This is a genomic window from Apibacter sp. B3919 (genome assembly GCF_026537405.1).
GTDB lineage: Bacteria > Bacteroidota > Bacteroidia > Flavobacteriales > Weeksellaceae > Apibacter.
Window position 1 is genome coordinate 109,058 of record NZ_JAFNMG010000004.1, and the last position, 18,020, is coordinate 127,077.

The 18,020-nt window shown below is 30.9% G+C and carries 18 protein-coding genes; 13 read left to right on the forward strand and 5 right to left on the reverse strand.

What is annotated here, in order from left to right:
• Nucleotides 1–4 precede the first annotated feature (4 nt).
• From J3U20_RS07700 to J3U20_RS07735, 8 genes are all read left to right on the forward strand, one after another.
• Entirely contained in the window at nucleotides 5–631 is a 627-nt protein-coding gene (locus J3U20_RS07700; RefSeq protein WP_160542706.1) for a hypothetical protein, read from the forward strand.
• A 19-nt stretch (nucleotides 632–650) separates the two neighbouring features.
• Nucleotides 651–896, forward strand: coding sequence for a DUF3289 family protein (locus tag J3U20_RS07705; protein ID WP_160542705.1), 246 nt, complete (start codon nucleotides 651–653; stop codon nucleotides 894–896).
• Entirely contained in the window at nucleotides 893–1,477 is a 585-nt protein-coding gene (locus J3U20_RS07710; protein WP_160542704.1) for a hypothetical protein, read from the forward strand. The genes J3U20_RS07705 and J3U20_RS07710 overlap by 4 nt, the downstream gene beginning before the upstream one ends.
• Before the next feature lie 21 nt (nucleotides 1,478–1,498).
• Nucleotides 1,499–1,771, forward strand: a complete 273-nt coding sequence (locus J3U20_RS07715; RefSeq protein ID WP_160542703.1) for a hypothetical protein — start codon at nucleotides 1,499–1,501, stop codon at nucleotides 1,769–1,771.
• Between the two features lie 133 nt (nucleotides 1,772–1,904).
• Nucleotides 1,905–2,534 carry a hypothetical protein gene (locus tag J3U20_RS07720; RefSeq protein WP_160542702.1) on the forward strand — a complete coding sequence of 210 codons (630 nt, stop codon included), beginning with the start codon at nucleotides 1,905–1,907 and terminating at the stop codon, nucleotides 2,532–2,534.
• A 19-nt stretch (nucleotides 2,535–2,553) separates the two neighbouring features.
• Entirely contained in the window at nucleotides 2,554–2,799 is a 246-nt protein-coding gene (locus J3U20_RS07725; RefSeq protein WP_160542701.1) for a hypothetical protein, read from the forward strand.
• Nucleotides 2,796–3,356 (forward strand): hypothetical protein, encoded by a 561-nt coding sequence (locus J3U20_RS07730; protein ID WP_160542700.1) that lies wholly within the window; start codon nucleotides 2,796–2,798, stop codon nucleotides 3,354–3,356. The genes J3U20_RS07725 and J3U20_RS07730 overlap by 4 nt, the downstream gene beginning before the upstream one ends.
• Nucleotides 3,357–3,810: 454 nt before the next feature.
• The gene (locus J3U20_RS07735) at nucleotides 3,811–4,677 is read left to right on the forward strand and encodes a hypothetical protein (RefSeq protein WP_160542699.1); all 867 of its coding nucleotides are present in this window, start codon (nucleotides 3,811–3,813) and stop codon (nucleotides 4,675–4,677) included.
• Between the two features lie 153 nt (nucleotides 4,678–4,830).
• Here J3U20_RS07735 and J3U20_RS07740 read toward each other — a convergent pair whose 3' ends face one another.
• From J3U20_RS07740 to J3U20_RS07755, 4 genes are all read right to left on the reverse strand, one after another.
• The gene (locus J3U20_RS07740) at nucleotides 4,831–5,877 is read right to left on the reverse strand and encodes an NAD(P)H-dependent glycerol-3-phosphate dehydrogenase (protein WP_160542698.1); all 1,047 of its coding nucleotides are present in this window, start codon (nucleotides 5,875–5,877) and stop codon (nucleotides 4,831–4,833) included.
• A gap of 33 nt (nucleotides 5,878–5,910) precedes the next feature.
• Nucleotides 5,911–7,482 (reverse strand): xylulokinase, encoded by a 1,572-nt coding sequence (locus J3U20_RS07745; RefSeq protein WP_160542697.1) that lies wholly within the window; start codon nucleotides 7,480–7,482, stop codon nucleotides 5,911–5,913.
• A 251-nt stretch (nucleotides 7,483–7,733) separates the two neighbouring features.
• Complete coding sequence (gene mutS / locus J3U20_RS07750) at nucleotides 7,734–10,319, reverse strand: DNA mismatch repair protein MutS (protein ID WP_160542696.1); 2,586 nt, start codon at nucleotides 10,317–10,319, stop codon at nucleotides 7,734–7,736.
• Between the two features lie 415 nt (nucleotides 10,320–10,734).
• Nucleotides 10,735–11,553, reverse strand: coding sequence for a DUF6427 family protein (locus J3U20_RS07755; protein ID WP_221410889.1), 819 nt, complete (start codon nucleotides 11,551–11,553; stop codon nucleotides 10,735–10,737).
• A 47-nt stretch (nucleotides 11,554–11,600) separates the two neighbouring features.
• On the opposite strand from J3U20_RS07755, the gene J3U20_RS07760 reads away from it, so the two are divergent.
• The 5 genes from J3U20_RS07760 (at nucleotide 11,601) to J3U20_RS07780 (ending at nucleotide 17,621) form a co-directional block, all read left to right on the forward strand.
• A complete protein-coding gene (locus J3U20_RS07760; protein ID WP_160542694.1) occupies nucleotides 11,601–11,783 on the forward strand; it encodes a hypothetical protein in 183 nt (60 codons plus the stop codon).
• 44 nt (nucleotides 11,784–11,827) lie between these two features.
• Nucleotides 11,828–12,937, forward strand: coding sequence for a CapA family protein (locus J3U20_RS07765; protein ID WP_160542693.1), 1,110 nt, complete (start codon nucleotides 11,828–11,830; stop codon nucleotides 12,935–12,937).
• A 304-nt stretch (nucleotides 12,938–13,241) separates the two neighbouring features.
• Nucleotides 13,242–14,312 carry an endonuclease gene (locus J3U20_RS07770; protein ID WP_160542692.1) on the forward strand — a complete coding sequence of 357 codons (1,071 nt, stop codon included), beginning with the start codon at nucleotides 13,242–13,244 and terminating at the stop codon, nucleotides 14,310–14,312.
• Between the two features lie 234 nt (nucleotides 14,313–14,546).
• Nucleotides 14,547–15,878 (forward strand): alpha/beta hydrolase, encoded by a 1,332-nt coding sequence (locus tag J3U20_RS07775; RefSeq protein WP_160542691.1) that lies wholly within the window; start codon nucleotides 14,547–14,549, stop codon nucleotides 15,876–15,878.
• A 417-nt stretch (nucleotides 15,879–16,295) separates the two neighbouring features.
• The gene (locus tag J3U20_RS07780) at nucleotides 16,296–17,621 is read left to right on the forward strand and encodes an alpha/beta hydrolase family protein (RefSeq protein WP_160542690.1); all 1,326 of its coding nucleotides are present in this window, start codon (nucleotides 16,296–16,298) and stop codon (nucleotides 17,619–17,621) included.
• Between the two features lie 71 nt (nucleotides 17,622–17,692).
• Here the strand turns inward: J3U20_RS07780 and J3U20_RS07785 are convergent, their stop codons facing one another.
• Nucleotides 17,693–18,019 carry a hypothetical protein gene (locus J3U20_RS07785; protein WP_160542689.1) on the reverse strand — a complete coding sequence of 109 codons (327 nt, stop codon included), beginning with the start codon at nucleotides 18,017–18,019 and terminating at the stop codon, nucleotides 17,693–17,695.
• Nucleotide 18,020 lies beyond the last annotated feature (1 nt).

Sequence of the window (18,020 nt, forward strand, 5' to 3'; positions counted from 1 at the left end):
TACAATGAAAAAAAATAAATTTATATATATAATTATTATTTCTTTTTTCCTGCTCCTTGCCGTTTTGGTAAATTGTTATCCCCCAAAAAAGCCTAAAGGAAAACCTAATATCTATCATTTATTGAGTAATTATTATGGACAATTTTATGTATTTGATAATTTTCAGGATAATGAAAATTGTATAAAATACTTATTTAATTTTGCTAAGAAAAATAAGGGCTACCTGATTATTATGACTAATAAAAACACTTACAAGTTTGATGATGGGGTGCCTTTTATTCAAGATACTGTTTCTTTATTATTTGCTTTCAGTAGAGAAAGAGAATTAGATGGAAATGATACTAACAACCGAAATTTTCGAATACGTACAAAATCTGATCCGATACAAATAAATTTTAAAAATGTACAAGGAAGAAATAATGAGAAGATTCCCTTAAAAAAAATATCTGCTGATTTTGATAGTCTAAATGTAAACATCGTACAGAATTTTTTAGATTACTCTTATCATGATTATGATACACAAAAACAATTTGAAGATTATATTTATGAATTATATAATAAAAAAGATTCTCTTAAAATCAGGCAAGTATATCACAATTATGGAAAATGGTTTGAAATAGATATCTTATAGTAATGTTTATTACGGCTTTATGGGAGGAACCCAAACTATAAAGGTAAATTTAAAAATAACAGAAATAAAGAAAAATAAATTTGAGGTAAAAACCAAAATGTATATAGGTGATTGGTACGGAGTAGATTGGGATGATTTAAATGGAAAAGGAATAAAAGAGTTTGCACCCAGTTTAAAAGCATTTTTTATGCTACAGCATTACTATGGATGTCAACCCTTTGAAACTGAAATAAAATATAAATCTATTGACTATATTGACATATGAAAATATTTCAAATAATATTTATAATTATAGTTTTATCATTAATTAACTGCAATACAAAAAAGACAACAGAAATAACCTATTACAGTAAATCTTTTTATGATACTTATTTTTTTATATTTCAAGATTTTAAGAATAATGAAAATAGTTTAAAAAAAATTTTTAAAGTAGCAGATTCTTGTTCAATAGATTTAAGTATTTTAAAAGATATAAATGCAATCAAAATAGTTGGTACTGATAGCACTAACATTGATATAGACTATTTTAAATCTATAGTTTTTAATTTTTCTAAGCAACAAAAAAAATATAATTGGATAAAAATATTTGATAATAATAAAACATTTTTTGAAAAAAAATCCATTTTATTTACTGTAAAAAAAGAAAACAAACAAACGCATTTAACAGCTGATTTTATATATTTATCAATAAACACGCTACAGAATTTTTTAGACTATGCAGAAAAAGATGAAATTAAAAAAGAAACAGAAGATTATACCTATATTTTATTTAATAAAGATAAACAAGAAAAAATGAAATTAATATACCACGATAAAGGAGCATGGTTTGAAGTGGAGATATTATAAAATAATGACTAGTATGGCTTGATGGGAGGAACACAAACCATAAAAGTAGAATTGGAAATTGAAGAAGATAAGCCGAGGAAATTTTTAGTAAAAACCAAAATGTATATGGGGGACTGGTATGGCTCCGATTGGGGAGACCTTAACGGTGGTAAAAACTATGAAGAAATATACACAAAACCGATGAATCAGTTTACCGATTTAGGAAAAACACTAATGTCGCAAAACTTAGCTATTGCGGCTATGTCTGGCCGACTAAATGAAATGATAGGACATAAAAAAGGAAACATGTCCTGATTGAACGCCTTTTTCTGGCTTCAATACCATTACGGATACCTTCCCGGATATGAAAAAAAATATAAACCCTTTGAAACCGAACTGGTCTATAAATCCGTAGACTATTTAATTATTAACAGAAAGAAATAATACAATGAAAAAAAATAAATTTATATATATAATTATTATTTCTTTTTTCCTGCTCCTTGCTGTTTTGGTAAATTGTTATCCCCCAAAAAAGCCTAAAGGAAAACCTAATATTTATCATTTACGTGACACCTATCTTGGTCATTATTATGTGTTTGATAATTTTCAGGATAACGAAAACTGTATTAAATACCTATTTAATTTTGCTAAGAAGAATAAAGGTTACCTGATTATTATGACCCATAAAGATATGTATGAATTTGATGATAATATAGCTTTCATTCAAGATACAGTTTCCCATAAGTTCATTTTTAATAGAGAATATGGTATGGGTGATGATGATAATACTCGGGATTTTAGAATTAGTGTAAATTATTTGGAAGAAACTAAGCTCCATTTTAAAATTGAAGAAGGAAGAAATAAAGATAAAAATTTTGTAAAAAAATTATCTGCTGATTTTGATAGTCTAAATGTAAACATAGTACAGAATTTTTTGAATTACTCCACTTTTGAAGACTATAAAACCCGCAAGCGATTTGAAAATTGTATCTATGAATTATATAATAAAAAAGACTCTCTTAAAATCAGGCAAGTATATCACAATTTTGGAAAATGGTTTGAAATAGATATCTTATAGTAATGTTTATTACGGCTTTATGGGAGGAACCAAAACCATAAAGGTAAATTTAGAAATAACAGAAATAAAGAAAAATAAATTTGAGGTAAAAACTGAAATATATATAGGTGATTGGTATGGAGTAGATTGGGACGATTTAAATGGAAAAGGAATAAAAGAGTTTGCACCCAATTTAAAAGCATTCTTTATGTTACAGCATTACTATGGATGTCAACCATTTGAAACTGAAATATTTTATAAATCAATTGATTATATAGGACTATGAAATTAATAAAAATTGCATTTTTATTTATAATCACACTACATTTATTTTCTTGCAGCACACAGGATAAAAAAATATATCATTTACAAGATACTTATGATGCTCGATTTTATATATTTGATGGTTATAGAGATGATTATGAAAGTATTAAGTATATATTTGATTTTTCAGAAAGAAATATAGGGTATTTCTTTGTTTTAACTAATAAAAAAGAAGTTTATTTCGAGGATGGTGTATATTGGTTTAAAAAAAGATATCAAAAATTTATTTTTGAAAAAAAAAGAGTAGGAAATTACTATAAAAGTGTTAGGTTAAATTTTTTAGAAAATACTCCTATTCATTTTAGCATCAAAGTAATTAATTATCAAACATATATAACAGCAGATTTTAAAACATTAACAGTAAATACGGTGCAGAATTTTTTAGACTATGCAGAAAAGGACGAAAGTAAAAAAGAAACAGAAGATTATACTTATATTTTATACAACAAAGATAATCAGGAAAAAATGAAATTAAAATACCACGATAAAGGAGCATGGTTTGAAGTGGAGATATTATAAATTATGACTATAAGGGTTTGGTAGAAAGAACACAAACGGTTAAGGTAGACTTGGAAATTGAAGAAACCCAACTTGGACGTTTTAAAATAGACACCAACATGTATATAGCTGATGGTATGGTGTAGATTGGAACGATTAAAACGATGAGGGAATTAAAGAGTTTGCAACCGGTTTATTTTATTGAGTTTGAACTATAGATTCGTTAAATGAAAACTTTGAACCTGTAATAATCTCAATTATATTATAGTTGTTCATATTTTTTATCCCAATGGTTTTAATTATGCATTAATTTAAGGAATATCCGGTTTTCTTTATGTTTCTTATTCCGATTAATGATTAACAAGTAAAAATAATAAGAAGAACTATAAAAGAATTATTCAGTAATAATTTAGAATGAATCAAACAAAAAGATAAAATAAAATTGTATTTTAATGCATTGAAAAACTAACTACAAATGCAGATAAATAATCCGAAAAATACGCGCCTATATAAAGTAGAACATACTTTGGATATAAAAGAACGATCTCAACACAAGCAAAGCAAGATCAATTATGATATGGCTATAAGTTATATTACCAATGGAAAGAGACTTCAAAGAATGTTTACTAAAGAAAATCTTAAAATAAGTTCTCAACCTTCCCATGATCCTAATACTGATATGGTATGTAATTTAGAATTGGCAATGTATCCATTAACAGTTGAGGTAAATAAATATGAAAATTATGTACAAATACTATCTTATAATCTTTGGAAAGAAAAGTGGCTAAAAAAATCAGGTGCTTTACTAAATACTAACTATCAAGAAGGGGTAACAAGACAGCTAAGAGACCAATATAAACAAGCAATAGAAACAGAAGAGAAACTCAAACAAAAAATACAAGAAGAAGCTTTCTGGAGACTGTATTTTTTTGGAATATTAGAAAATCAAAATGAGAAAAGCTTACGTTGGAGTCTGCATAAGATAGGAACTTTGTATTTTTTGGGAGCGGTCCATAATGAAATAAAAGGAAATGAAATTTTTAGTAGTTATGATGGATGTCTGAAACAACTAGAGGATAAATTTATCGAAAATATTAATCATTTATTAGACATAAAAAAATATACCCGAGACTATATAACTAAGGAAAACATGAAATCCCAATGCAAAGTGACTGCCCATTGGGAAAAAGACAGCGGTAAATTACTTTCCAAAACGGCCTCAATAAATATCTACACGGAGGATAAAAAAATTACCTATTCAGAAAAAATCGATATAAAATTTCACAGCATCAGAATGGAAAAAAATTCAGCGAGAAATCAACGATCATTTTTAAATTTATAAAAAAGAATTGATGAATTAATAAGCCTATACAATTAATACAACTTAAAAACTATAACTAAAAATCAAAACGAATAGCAAACAGAAAGTTCCTGAATTATCAGGAACTTTTTTGACTAAATAGTACAAGTATATTGAAATTTTCAAAGATTAACTTTAAGGCTTTTTAGGAAGTACTGCTTCTGATAGCACATTCACTACAGGTCGACTAGTTCCGGCTAAAATCTCATTTACAGCTTTTAATAAAGTCAGTTCTTCTTTAAGTTGAGGTGCTGATTGCTCAACTAATTTAGCCGCAAGACCCGCTGCCGGTACTCCTTCCACCGTTTGTTCCAAACGATCCATTTCTTTCAGAGCATCTTTTGCGTTTTCACCTCTTCCTATACGTACCCCATATACTTTATTTCTTCCCGATAATCCGGTAACTTCCAGGTCACCCACTCCGGGAAGTCCGAAGGCTGTTTCCAAACGAGCACCCAAAGCTTGACCCAACAAAGACATCTCTTTTATAGCACGACTGAAAGTAGCAGCTTTTAAATTATGATGAGGAAATCCGGTACCTTCTTCCAGTCCGTCAGCAATTCCCAGAGCTATGGCGTACACATTTTTCATAGGCGCACAGATTTCTACTCCAATTTCATCATCGGTTGCTTCAATACAGTAAACCTCTGTTCTTGCTTCTCCGGCATATTTTCGTGAAACTTCAATATCCTTGCATCCGAAAATGGTAGCCGTGGGTTTACCGTCTGCACACTCGTTGGCTTTTACCGGTCCGGCAATTGCAACGATAGGAGGGATTTGTATTCCTTTTTGTTTAGCTAGGGTGCGAATAGCTTCGGGAAGAAGTTGGATTTTTCCTTTTTCATCGGGACAAAATCCTTTAGAGGTCAACCAAAGTGCTTTGGCTTTGGAAATTCCTTCTAATGCCATTTCGGTAACTTTAGGAACTCCTACTGAGGCAACCGACATCACCACGACATCTGCTCCTTCCAAAGCCTTTTGTAAATCATTGGAACGAAAGAGTTTAACTCCTTTTGCTAAAGGTATTTGTGTTCTTGGATGAGGTTTACCTGCTTCACAGGCATCCAATAAATGATCGTCGAGCCAGGTGCCCCATAACCTGACTTCCCACCCGGCTTTACTTACCGGTGTACATAAACCGGAGCCCATGGCTCCGGCGCCTAATATGGTGATTATTGCCATTTTTATTTATTTTACGATTTGTGATTTTAGTTTTTATAATTCTGATTTTGGTGATTCCGGCTTTGTTGAAGGGTATTTTTCCGACAACTCATAAAGTTGTTCAAAAATATTTTTTAGTTGCGGATATAATTTATGCTGTATCTCGGCGACTTCTCTATATCTTTCTGATTGCGTTACATCCGGTTCAATAGTTTCTCCAAAATGTGCCATGTGTTTAGCAGCATGAGCTACGTTGTTGGATCCATGTGCGCCTATTCCTGCCATGGCAACAACGGAGGCTCCTAAGGCGGAAATTTCATCTTCTGAACAAATGGTAATGGGTAATCCAAGAGAATCGGCCATTATTTGACGCCATAAATGAGAACGAGTTCCCCCTCCCATGGCTCGAACCGATTTTAATTTAACACCGGTTCCTTTTTCAATGGATTCTAAATTAAATTTCATCTCAAAGCCGATGGATTCTAAAATTGATCGATACATATGCGCTTTGGAATGAGTTCCTCTCCAGCCTACTACCGCGCCTCTTGCTACAGAATCCCAATAGGGACTTTGTACGGCATTCCAGTAAGGCAAGGTTACGAGTCCTTCACATCCCGGAGGAATATGAGAAGCTTCGTGATCCAACTTTGGATCCGGTTCTCCCAATAATTTAGGATCTCCCAAAGATTGTCGGAACCATCCCGCCAAATAAGAACCCGACGATTGTAAAATTTCGAAAACAAAATTTCCTTTAATTCCTGAAACATGAGTCCTGAATACGGGATCGCACCTGTATTCCGAGCTTTCAACTCCCGCATTTACAGCTGTTCCTAAATTTAGAAAGGCAATATCAGGAGATACGGCTGCTGCACCTATTCCTGCTGCCTGACCATCTCCCAAACCTGCAATTACAGGTATTGGCTTAGATAGTTTCCATTCTGCTGCCAATTCCGGTTTTAATTCTTCCATAATTTCTCCGGGAGGAACTAAATCGGCCATTTGCTCGCGGGTTACTCCGGCTATTTGTAAAAGTTCATCGCTGTAATCAAATTTACGGATGTCCAATAATCCTAAAGAATCTGTTGCGGCTACTGAAGATATCCATTTACCGGTAAGGTTCCAAGTGATATAACCGTGTACTTCAACAACTTTAAACGCTTTTTTCAGCACTTCGGGTTCATTTTCTTTTAACCAAGCAATTTTATATATACCGGGAGTTACGCCGGGCGGCTTACCTGAGAGATCATGGATATGTTGAGAGCCATAGGCTCTAATTTGTTTCGTTGCGCGACCGTCCAGCCAAAGAATTCCGTTACGTAGAGGCATTCCGTTTTCATCAAAAGGTGCAAAGCTTTCCCGTTGATGAGTAATTCCAATAGCCGAAATTCGTTCTCTGTCTTTAGAAGTTAGTTTTGACAGTACTTCTCCTACACATTCTTTGGTTGTTTCCCACCATCGAATCGGATTATGTTCATAAAAATCCATGGCAGGAGTATGAAGTTGTATATTTCTTTTTGCAGTTTGCCAAACGTGTCCGTTTTCATCAACAATAATTGCTTTGGAGGAAGTGGTTGAGGAGTCAATGGCAATTACTAAAGGACCGTCTTTTGCTTTTTTTGTGTCCATAGTTTATAATTTTTTTTGTGGTTTTAGTTTAATTGAAAGTCAATCAAACAAATATATTTACTAAATCGAAAGTAAGCAAGAGTTAAACGAAACTTTTTTTATAACATTCAATAGTTTAAAATGCAAATCGAAAGCAATTCGTTCTAACAAAAGAATTTTTTAAAATTATGACCCATAGCTATGATTTTATACAGTAAAAAATATAGAAAAAAATAGGTTGAAAATCTTAATATATTTTTAAAAATGAACAATCAGCCGCCAATCATTTTCTTTATATGGTTTAATTTCATTAAAGCTTCTAAAGGAGTCAACGCATTGATGTCAGTTTTTACTATTTCTTCACGAATATTTTCTAAAATTGGATCGTCCAGTTGAAAAAAGCTTAATTGCATATTTTCATCGGTAGATGTTTTTGCATTTTCTTTCCGCTCTTTTTTAGAACTGTTATTTTCCAAAGTTTTTAAAATTTGCTCGGCACGTTGATTTACTATTTCGGGCATTCCTGCCAGTTTAGCTACATGTATACCGAAACTGTGCTCGCTTCCTCCCGGAATTAATTTTCTAAGAAATACTATCATTCCATTGACCTCCTTGATACTCACATTGAAATTTTTAATTCTTGAAAATGACTCCGTCATTTCGTTAAGTTCGTGATAATGTGTAGCAAAAAGCGTTTTAGGATGTGTGGGATGTTCATGAAGATATTCTGCAATTGCCCAGGCTATGGAAACGCCATCGTATGTGCTGGTTCCTCGGCCTATTTCGTCAAGCAATATTAAGCTGCGATCTGAAATATTATTTAGAATACTCGCCGTTTCATTCATTTCAACCATGAAGGTTGATTCTCCTTTTGATAAATTATCAGAAGCTCCTACGCGAGTAAAAATTTTATCCACAATACCCAGCGTTGCCTCCTTGGCAGGAACATAGCTTCCAATTTGAGCCATGAGAACAATCAATGCCGTTTGTCTGAGCAATGCGGATTTTCCTGCCATGTTAGGACCTGTAATCATGAGTATTTGCTGCTTCTCGTCATCCATATAGACCGAATTAGCTACATAGGACTCTCCTAAAGGCAATTGTTTTTCAATGACGGGGTGTCTTCCGTCTTTTATGTCGATGACTTTGGAATCTGTTAATTTAGGATGTATATATGAGTTTTCTTGTGCTGTTTCCGCAAAAGAAAGCAAAGTATCGATGGTAGCAATTTTGGAAGTATTATGCTGGATATCCGTAAGACTGTTTTTGATTTGTAAACAAAGACTTTTGAAAAGTTCAGATTCCAATATTCCTATTTTTTCTTCAGCGCCTAAAATTTGGCTTTCGTATTCTTTTAATTCTTCTGTAATATATCTTTCGGCATTAACCAATGTTTGTTTTCTGATCCAATCGGTAGGAACTTTATCTTTATGGGTGTTTCTAACTTCCAAATAATAGCCGAACACATTATTAAAATCAATTTTTAGGCTGGGAATACCGGTTTTTTCAGATTCTCTTATACATAAATTGTCTAAATATTCTTTGCCATGATTTTTTAAATTACGCAATACATCCAATTCTTCGGAAATTCCTTCTTTTATTACGTTTCCTTTTGACAAAATAACCGGTAATTCATCATTTAATTGCTTTTGCAATAAGGATACAACCTCTTCTAAATTTTTAAATTCTCCAAAATTAGTAAAGGTCGGATGATTTTTTTCTTTTAAGATTTTTTCGATTTTTAAGTAATTAATCAAAGAATCTTTTAAATATCCTAATTCTTTAGGTGATATACGTTCACCGGCTAATTTGCCTAGAAGTCTTTCTACATCGGATATCCCTTTAAGCAATTCTCGGATCTCATAAGCTATTTCGAAAAATTCTAAGAAGAACTCTACTACTTCCAACCTCCTTTGAATTACGGATATTTCTTTTAAAGGAGTGAGAATCCATCGGCGTAACATTCTCCCTCCCATATTGGTATGGGTTTTATCTAATATTTTTAACAGGGAAACCGATTGGGATTCAGTTGTATGTATTAATTCTAAATTTTTGATGGTAAAATCGTCCATCCAGACAAAGGTATCTTGTGATAATCGCTGAATATTGGTTATATGGTCCAATAATTTATGATGAGTATCTTCAACTAAATAAGCAAAAACCGCACCTGCTGCAGTGATCGCCAGTTTCATTGATTCTATACCAAAACCTTTTAAAGAATTGGTTTTAAAATGTGAAGTTAGTTTATCGTACGAATAATCATATTGAAATGCCCAATCTTCTAATTGAAATGAATAGGCTTGATGATCAAAGGGTAAAGGATGTCTTCGTTGATGGATTATTTCGGTCGGCTTAAAATTATCGATAAGATGTCGAAGTTTGTGTTCATCTCCTTCAGAAATCAGGAATTCTCCGGTGGAAATGTCCAATAAAGCCATACCGTATAAATTTTTTTCCTGATGAACGGATAATAAAAAGTTATTACTTTTTGCTTCTAAAACCTTATCATTAAAAGTTACTCCCGGGGTAACCAATTCCGTAACTCCACGTTTTACAATACCTTTTGCCATGGAAGGATCTTCTAATTGATCACAAATAGCAACTCTAAGCCCCGAACGTACTAATTTGGGCAGATAAACATCAATTGAATGATGAGGAAAACCGGCTAACTCAATATGACTTGCTTGGCCGTTTGCTCTTTTTGTAAGTACAATTCCTAAAATTTTGGAAGCTTTAACCGCATCTTCACCAAATGTTTCGTAAAAATCTCCAACTCGAAACAGCAACATAGCATCCGGATATCGGGCTTTTATACTGTTGTATTGCTTCATCAAAGGAGTTTCTTTTGTCTTACCCATTGCTTTCGAAGGTTATAGTAGGTATTAATTTACATGAATTTGCTAAATTAGTACTTATTAATGGTTTTTAAAAATGCTCAATGGGTTTACTTATTTCATTTTTTTGTTAGGATCTACTTTTTTCAATTGTGAAATTGTAAATCCAATCCTAAAATTTAATAAAAATGTATTAAAAAAATAAAATTAAGAAAGTTATTTAAGTAGTTAAGTTTTTAATTATAGAGCTTGTATAAAACAATATACTCTTTAGCCTTTTCTTCGATTGGTTCATGGGTAGCTTTATTATTTTGAATAGACTATTGACTAAAAAAACTTCAAATTAACTCTCAATTTTTTTGACTAAATTAACGTAAAGGTCAATGCTTCTTAAATTTAATGTTACGTTCCGTATGGTTTTATTAAAATGTAATTGACATTAAATACATCTGGATGTGATCAGACTTACCGGAAGGCTAACGAATATCAACAAGGCATAATTATCTCCCATGAAGAAAGCATAAATTAAAATCCAGAACAAAAGATAAAAAACTAAAATAGTATGCTGTGAAGAAATCTTTAAATCTTCGGAAATATTTTTATTTGAATATTGACTGATCCATCCTAAAACTAATACAACAAGAAGTATTAATAAAATAGGGATTTGATATTCAAAATGAAACCTTGGAATGGTTAATTGATTTATCCAATTAGTAATATATGAAAAAGAATCGGTAATAAATGTTATTTCAAGAGTAAGTATAACGGTTACCAATACACCTGCGATATACTGGGATATGTTTATTTTTTCCTTATAGTATACAATAGTCATGAATAAAAATAAAAAAACTATAGAAATAGTGGGGAAATATAATAAGCTTGCTATAGAAGCGAACATTCCAATATTAAAATATTTCAATTGAGAAGATTTGCTGAAAATATCTAACAATAATAAAAGCGCCATAGAAAGCAGTAAGTAAGAAAGACCTATAGGTAAATTTATAAATTCTTCACAAGAAGGAATAAATAAAATATTATAAATGGCTAACGCCCAAATTTTCCTTTTTTTCTTAAATTTTGAATATAAAATCGTAAGGGTATTCAAAATATATGATAATGAACTAACAACAACTATCTCCCACAATTTTATAATAGATGTAACGTGTAAATTAAGATAATAAATAAAGACTCCTAAAAAAATGATCCACAGGCCAAAAACGGGAAAAAAATATTTGATAGAAGGAGAGTTCGAGTACATTTTTTTATATATTTGTTACAAAAATATAAATAAAAACCTATTAAATCATGACAGAATTAATACTAGGTATCGGCAAATTATTTACATGGTCTTACAAAATTTTACCTGTCATTGGACATTTTGTTGATTGGTTGTATGTGGCTATTCTTTGTTTATTTCTTATGTATTGGTGTAAAAGAATTATTGGTTTTACACAGAAAGACCATAAATATGATGGAGATCATTTATAATTTTTGTCTTTAAAAACTAGTATCATATCCATTTAGACGCTCTTATGAGATTTTTTTCAATTATCTTGACCTTTTTGGTGATTACGGTTGCCTGTAAGAAAAATAAGGTCAAAGAATCAGAAAAAAAATCTTATCCTGTCACTAAATCCAAAGATTTCCTATCCGCTAATTCCGATACTGTTACCATTACAGCAGTGGGAGATATTATGTTAGGAAGTAACTATCCTTCAGCCTCTTTCTTGCCGGGTGTCAATATATTAGAAGGAATAGTTCCTGTACTTAAAGAAAAAACAGATTTGATTGTCGGTAACTTAGAAGGTACTTTATTTGATTCCGGAGGAAAACCAAAAAAATGTTCCAATCCGAATTTTTGCTTTGTGTTCAGATCTCCGTTTGCGTATGGAAACTATTTAAAGGAAGCCGGGTTTGATTTTTTAAGCATAGCAAATAATCACAGTAATGATTTTGGTACTTTTGGAAGAAATGCAACCGAAAAAAATTTAAAGAATTTAGGTATTCAATATGCCGGTGTATTGAATCATTGTGAATATGCTATAAAAGAAAAAAATGGAATACGATATGCTTTTATAGGAGCCGGACACAGTCCGGGTTTAATAAGTTCGGTTCATTACGAAGATATTAAAAGAGTCATTAAAGAAGTACGACCTAAAGCTGATATAGTTATTGTTATGTTTCATGGAGGAGGAGAGGGGGCTTCTTATCAGCATATACCTTTTAAAAATGAATTTTATGCCGGGGAAAATCGAGGCAATGTCGTAGAATTTGCCCATGTTTGCATTGATGCAGGAGCAGATCTTATTTTAGGAAGCGGACCCCATGTTGCCCGGGCCGTTGAGCTCTATAATAATAAATTTATTGCTTACAGTTTAGGTAATTTTGCCACGTATGGAAAGATTACGTTAACCGGACCCAATGGCAATGCTCCTATTTTGAAAATTAAAACAGATACTAAAGGTAATTTTATTTCTTGTCGTGTTATATCCGTCATTCAAAGTAAAGGATCAAAAAAAGGACCTGAAATCGATACTAATCACAATGCGTATAATTATATTAAATATTTAACCTATACAGACTTTCCTAATAATCATTTTGTTTTCTCTCCATCAGGTGAAATTAAGATTAATAAGCGATAATTTAATTTCATTTTTTGAGATATATTATAAGGTACAATCAGCTGTCTTATTTGATTATTCTTTAAAAAATATTTTTAACTATTAAATTTTAATAAGCAAGATATTTTAGATCCCTGCAAAATTTTTTTAATTACATTTATTTATTTGAAAGATAGTTGTTTACCGGGTATTATGAACAATGATCTTCATAAAAAAACGTAGTCAGATTTAACGTAACAAGTAAAGTTGAATAAGAACGACATATTTATTTTTTTATCTCAACCAATATTTTTATTTTTATACCAGTCTCACTAAGTATACTTTTATGAAGAAAAATTTTATCCTTTTATTATGGGCAATAGCCCATGTAATGCTAGTTGCTCAAATTCCTAATTATTACGATTCTATTGATTTTTCAAAAGAAGGAGAGGAATTAAAATCAGATATCTCATCTTTGGTTACTGCTACTCATACCACCTGGTTGTATTACAGCAGCACTAAAAATCCGGATGTTTGGAAGACCTTAAAATTGTCGGATATAGATCCTGAAAATTCGGATCAAAATACTGTTTTATTAATTTATGGCTATAATGACGATCCGCAAGATGTAATGCATAATCGAATAAGAAGTGTTGATTCCTCTTGTCACAAATCTTCTTGTAAAGGACTTTGGACTCGAGAGCATGTTTTTGCCAAATCATTGGCTAATCCCAAATTGGTTACCTCGTCTAGAGGTCCCGGTACCGATGCACATAACTTACGAGCCGTTGATCAACAATATAATATCCGTCGAAGTAATCGCAATTTTGCAGAAGGCACCGGTAATTCCGGTAATGTTTCATCCACAGGATTTTATCCGGGGGATGAATGGAAGGGATCTGTAGCAAGAATTATAATGTATATGCATGTTAGATATCCCGGTCAATGCGAAGCAAAAAATACAGCAGAAAGCACGTATACTTACAGCGTTGAAATGCCCGATTTATATTTGAAGTGGAATGCTGAAAAAGATCCAACCCTTTTTGAAAAACTTAGAAATGAAGTTATTTACAACATTCAAGGAAATAGAAATCCATTTATTGATAATCCATATATTGCCACTCTTATATGGGGTGGACCCAGAGCCTTAAATACTTGGGGGTATTTGTTAATGGATGAAGTAATTAAATCTGAAGAATACAAGGTTTACCCAACCGTTACTTCTGAAAATTTTGTATATGTTAAAGGCCGAGATATTAAAGCAATATATATTTATAACATTTCAGGAAATTTGATAAATTATATTGTAAATTTTGATGATACTCAAATACCAATTCCTAATCAAGTGGGAATCTACTATATTAAGTTAGTAACTAAAAAAGGTGAACAATCTTTTAAAATTATAAAAAAACCTTGATACTAAATTTTGAATAACTTACGATTGAAAAATTAACAGTATCTATATATATTAAAGCCCTAAGAATTCTTTAGGGCTTTATTCTTTTATGATAAATTTATTATTATGTTATATAATGTGGTATCAGTCTAAATAATTCATTTTACTATTTTAAATATTCATTATTTTATGAGTATATTATATAATTTAATCTATTAAATTTGTTTAATAAAATAAATTTAATAGATTAAAATCATGAAAAAATTTACCTTTAGACTTATTATTTATTCTCTATTGGGTTTACTATTAACCCTACAATCGTGTTCAAATGAGGATAGCCTTGATGAAGTATCTTCGAGCGCTGTAGACTCAGATCAAGCATTATCTAAATCTTTATCTTGGGGATCTGGCGAATATGAAGATTTAGGTACTTTAGATTACAATACCTTATTAGAAATAAGGGAAAATTTAATTAAATCAGGGATCCATGTTTCTGATTTAAAGATAAATGAACCTTCTAAAACACAAAAATCACCACTTGAAGTTCAAGTGTTAAAAGTAAAAACTAAAACCGCTCATCCCAATCGATTAGGAGGAACTATTGATGTGTCAGGAGTATTGTTATTACCGGCAAAAACCATTTTCAATTCCATTTTTAAACACCGCATAATTGTTGCTCCGCCACCCACTTATACTTATAATAAAATGGCGCCATCTAATGTTTTTCAAGGATTTAAGTGGATGGATAACGATTTGCATTTTAATTATTTGGCATTTTGGACCTTGCAAGCTTTAAATGGATTTATTGTTTTCTTCCCGGATTATCCTGGATTTGGAGATTCATATAAACAATGCCAACATCCTTATTTAGATTCTAAAGCTATGGTTAATTCAACATTAGATCTTCTAAAATCAGCGCAAAGAACTTTAACTAAAAAAGGATATAAATATAAAAAGGATTTAATAATCAGCGGATATTCTTTAGGTGGTTTCGTCGCTTCATCTTTAGCTCGGGAGATAGAAACAAACCCTTCACATGGACAATCCGTTAGCTTATTATTTACAGGAGGAACCCCTTGCAACTTAAAGCAAATTACAGATTTAGTTAGAAGTGCTGAAAAAACCCAGCATCATTTTTTTCTAACATATGGTGTATGGGGATACAAAAAAAATGCATATCCGTATATAAATATCAATGATTTTTTAAAAGAGCCTTATGCTTCTAAATCTCTTTCTTGGTTTGATGGAACTCATTATGAATTAATTGTAAATCTATATTTTTCAAACAGACCAAAGGATATATATACTGAAAAATTTATTAAAAATCTCGATACAGATCCGAGTATTTCATATATGAATGATATTCTTTATGAAAACAGTGTTAAGCCGTGGAAAAATAAATGTAGATTTATTATGACTCACGGAACTTCAGACATTTCTGTCTATTATCAAAATGCATATGATTTTTCAAAACAACAGAATCAATCGGGGGGAAATGTTACCTTTATATCTACTGTAGGTGATCATATTATTGGTATGATTCCTTATTATACCAAAGCTACATTTTATACCTTGCTATACAAATAGCATTTATATATTAATATAAAAAAACAGGCCTTAAACGAGGCCTGTTTTTTTTTATAGAGCTTTTTTTATAATGCTCCCCTAGTTTCCAATTGTAGTTAATTATTAAATGTAACTTAATAGAAAATCTTTTTGAAAATTAAGAATAAAATAAACTTTTTTTGAACAGTCATATAGGGCTATATAAAATGGATAGGTTAACTATTAACGATAATTGCTTTGCATTTTTCAGATTATATAAGGAATGATATTGGTATTTTAAAAATTTTCTAATTGTAAATAAATGTTTTGTTTTAATAGTAATTAGATATATAAAAAAAATTATGTATATATTTTAGGGAAAAAATTATAACTAATGATATAATTTATAAGATAAAATTTATTATTTTTGTTTATAAAAAAATAAAATATACATAAATCATGAAAAAAATTTTTTCAAGGATTTTAATCGCTTTCATATTGGGAGTGACTTTTACAATCCAATCATGTAATAATGAAGATAGTTTCATTGATACTTCTTCAAGTTCAGTAGAGAACTTGTCTAAAGCTTCTTCAGCTGATGTTCCTGTAAAATCAGAAGTAATAGCTACTTTTGATTCGAGTGCTTTATTAAATTTAAAAAATAAATTACAAAAATATGGGGTAGATGTTTCAAGTTTTCAATTAGAAAAATTAAAAGCATCAAATGAACCGACATCTAAAATTGTTCCTAGTGTAAAAGTTATAAAAGTTACAACTAAAACAGCACATCCGAATCGTTTAGGAGGCTTAATAGATGTTTCAGGGGTTTTATTACTTCCTCCAAGAACTGTTATTTCGGATTTAACCAAATACCGTATTATAGTGGCTACTCCGCCTACTTATACCAATAATAAAACAGCTCCATCCAATTTATTTAAAGATGTGAATTTACCTGATAATGATTTCTTAGCTTATTGGACTCTTCATGCAAGTAACGGATTTATAGTATTTGTGCCTGATTATCCTGGATTCGGTGAATCTTACAGACAATGTCAGCATCCCTATTTAGATTCAAAATCAATGGTTAATTCAACATTAGATTTATTGAATGCGGCTAAACTTACACTTTCGGGAGAAGGATATAGATATAAAACAGATTTAATCGTTACCGGTTATTCTTTAGGTGGTTTCGTAGCAGCATCCATAGGGCGCAAAATTGAAACTACCCCTTCACTTGGACTTTCTGTAAATTTATTGTTAACCGGAGGTACTCCATGTAATTTAAAACAAATTGCGGATATTGTTAGAAATTCAGAAAAAACTCAACATACTTATTTTTTAACATATGGTTTGTGGGGGTATAAACAAAATGCGTATCCTAATATAAATATTAGAGATTTTCTTAAAGAACCGTATGCTTCAACCTCTTTGTCTTATTTCGACGGAACTCATTGGGATATAGAAGTAAATGCATATTTTTCACAATATCCTAAAGAAATGTATACAGAAAAATTTATCAAAGATCTTGATACAGACCCTTCTTTAGCTTATATGAATGATATTCTTCATGAAAACAGCGTAACCCCTTGGGTAAATAAATGTAGATTTATTATGACGCATGGAGTTTCTGATGTATCTGTATATTATCAAAATGCTTATGATTTCTCTGTACAACAGAAAAAATTTGGAGGTAATGTAACCTTCATTTCTACTGAAGGAGATCACATTATCGCTTTAGTTCCCTATTTAAATAAAGCGACCTTTTATACTGCTCTTTATAAATAGTTTTTTTAAATTAATTGTAAAAAAAGGCAGATTCAATTTAATTGAATCTGCTTTTTACGTATTTATATTTGTTAATTTATATAATTGATAAAAGCCCAAAACTTCCTTTTTTTTAAGTATTCTAAGTTAAATTCATTGGCATATGCCTCCTTTTCAAAACTGATTTCACTGTAAGCGATAGACGCATTTTTATATTTTACCAGATTTACTATAAATTCAGCGATATAAAAAATAAAGAAAAAGACCCAAAGCATTTCAAGTTGCTGTCTTAGGTGTATTCTTTCGTGATTGATTAAGATTTTATTCTTTTTTAAATATTTATAGCGTATAAAAATAAACGGGAATATAGTAATTCCTTGAAAATCACCATAAAATATATAGGGAAAATATATAACCATT